Genomic DNA, 1,941 nt, shown 5'->3' with positions numbered 1-1,941 from the left:
GTATCGAGAATTCCGTGAACTTGCGCTGATGTGTGCAGTATACAACATCAGGAAGGCCGCAGAACAGGAGATTCCACTCCCTTCAGGTGATTAAACACGGCCCTTTGCTCATCGGCAGCGACGACCACTTTTAAAATACAGTAGAGAGTCAGGGCAGGGGTTCTCCACTGTCCGCCAATCAAATAAGAGCTGCAATTGGATTCCCTTCGATCAACACTCCTTCACCCGAAAATGCGCATCTAGACAGTGCGCGTCTCGACTATTTTTAAGCCTTTGATATTTAGAAATTGTTACAATAGTAGTATCGTAAATAGGGTTAAACAACCTATATGTACTGTTTCCAACTTAATTGGATTATTATATACTAATCGTCTAAGTTATCGGCACATTGTCGTTCTAATATGGCCAACAGCTTAATGATGAACTAGGACTAAGTGTAGAATCTATGGGTATGGGAAACTATGACGAACACGAGTATGCCCGACGTGAAAAAGCCATCTCGGAGATCGACTATAACTCCGAAGACCAACCAGAGGAATATCGAGGTGAACTAACTTTCGAAAATACAGAATCACCCGAACAATTGCTTGAAACATTCAACAAGATGAAGGATGAGTCAAAGGACTAGTACGCTCGCAAGTGTGAACTCGCTCTGTTGAAATCCTATTGTCTCGATATTTTTCCCGTTGAAACAGGCATTAGGTGGGTGTGCGGAGTTACCGCTGAGTTTGTTGTTCTGACTTACGCTGGACGGAGCGTCGAATCCAGCAGGCACAGAGTTCGGGGCGAGGTGCTACAATCGAATTACAGCCCAATCAAACTCCGAAGTAGTCGCGTACAGCCTCCCGCACAGCGCTAGTATCGCTCTCTGGAGAATACACCCCTAGAGTGGTGTTTCGCCACTCAACGTCAACAAGGTGCGACGGTATCGGGGAGATATCAGAGAAGTCCTGTACGCCGTTAGGCATCACGATCCGGACGCGCGTACTCTCCTTATCAAGAAGGGACGGCAAGTCCACGATGACATGTTGCGGGCTGACTCCAGCATCAGTTGCAATTCGCTCTTCGATACCAGTCGGGTTGTCATACTCACTTGCAATCTCGGAAATCCTCTCGCGGCCAATCGTGTTCTCGTTGACGTAGAGCGCCCGTTTGTAGAGATTCCGATTCGAAATCCGTGTGTACAACCTCCCGTCTCCTTTCTTCGGTATGTTCTCGTGTCTCTCGTATTCCAGGAGGCGGGTATGGAGCTGGTAGTCGTCCCACGTGAGAATGTCTTCAGCCGTGTATGAGGTGCTGTTGAGAAAATCGTTCACGGCCCGTCGAAGCATCACTTCAGCAATGCGCGTGGCGTGATGTCCAGCGGTTGTCTTCATATCCTGAGTCGGGCCGAGAACATGTCCTCGATTGCCTGAGCCGCTTTCTTGTCGAAGACGACCTGGTCTCCGTGGGTCTGAGCAAACTTGACGATAGTCCGGACGTCGACGCTACTGTTCTGGAACCCCGTTCGGAGCGAATCCCGTTGCAGGTAGTCAAGTCGGTCGGCGTCAATAGCCCCCGCAATAATATCGTAGTCGCTGTTCCCGTGAATGATGTCTATGACGAACTCAGCGTCCGGGGCGTACAGGTCTTCGAGTTTTCCGATGATACGTTCCGACTGCCGTTCGTGCTCGAACCCTAATCTCTCCTCAATGACGGTCTCCAGTGCGTGGGAAAACGGCGAGTGACCGACGTCGTGCAGAAGTCCTGCAATCTTGTATGCCTGCATCGTGTCTTCGGGAAGACCCAACGATTTAGCTAATTCGCCAACGAGATGCATCACTCCCAGCGAATGCTTGATACTCACGGATATAAGTACGTGAAGACATCTGGTACTTCGATACGATCGAGCGCAGAGAGCGCAGCATCACGAAGATCGTCGAGGGTATCGAACAGACGGTT

General features: G+C 49.8%; 3 protein-coding genes. 1 reads left to right on the top strand and 2 read right to left on the bottom strand.

What is annotated here, in order from left to right; all coding sequences use genetic code 11:
* Positions 1–451: 451 nt before the first annotated feature.
* Positions 452–628 (top strand): DUF5786 family protein, encoded by a 177-nt coding sequence (locus N5098_RS15170; protein ID WP_267638730.1) that lies wholly within the window; start codon positions 452–454, stop codon positions 626–628.
* Between the two features lie 187 nt (positions 629–815).
* Here the strand turns inward: N5098_RS15170 and N5098_RS15165 are convergent, their stop codons facing one another.
* On the bottom strand, positions 816–1,376 hold the full coding sequence (locus tag N5098_RS15165) for a hypothetical protein (protein ID WP_267638729.1): 561 nt from the start codon (positions 1,374–1,376) through the stop codon (positions 816–818).
* Positions 1,373–1,846, bottom strand: coding sequence for an HD domain-containing protein (locus N5098_RS15160; RefSeq protein ID WP_267638728.1), 474 nt, complete (start codon positions 1,844–1,846; stop codon positions 1,373–1,375). The genes N5098_RS15165 and N5098_RS15160 overlap by 4 nt, the downstream gene beginning before the upstream one ends.
* Between the last annotated feature and the right edge of the window lie 95 nt (positions 1,847–1,941).

It is taken from the genome of Halovenus rubra, assembly GCF_026586665.1.
GTDB lineage: Archaea > Halobacteriota > Halobacteria > Halobacteriales > Haloarculaceae > Halovenus > Halovenus rubra.
Note: the sequence above shows the minus strand (reverse complement) of the source record. Positions and strands in the feature narration are given on the sequence as shown.

What these genes read in the sequence shown, in the direction of transcription:
- N5098_RS15170 (WP_267638730.1), top strand. Translation starts at nt 452, where the DNA reads ATGGGAAACTATGACGAACACGAGTATGCCCGACGTGAAAAAGCCATC.
- N5098_RS15165 (WP_267638729.1), bottom strand. Translation starts at nt 1,376, where the DNA reads ATGAAGACAACCGCTGGACATCACGCCACGCGCATTGCTGAAGTGATG.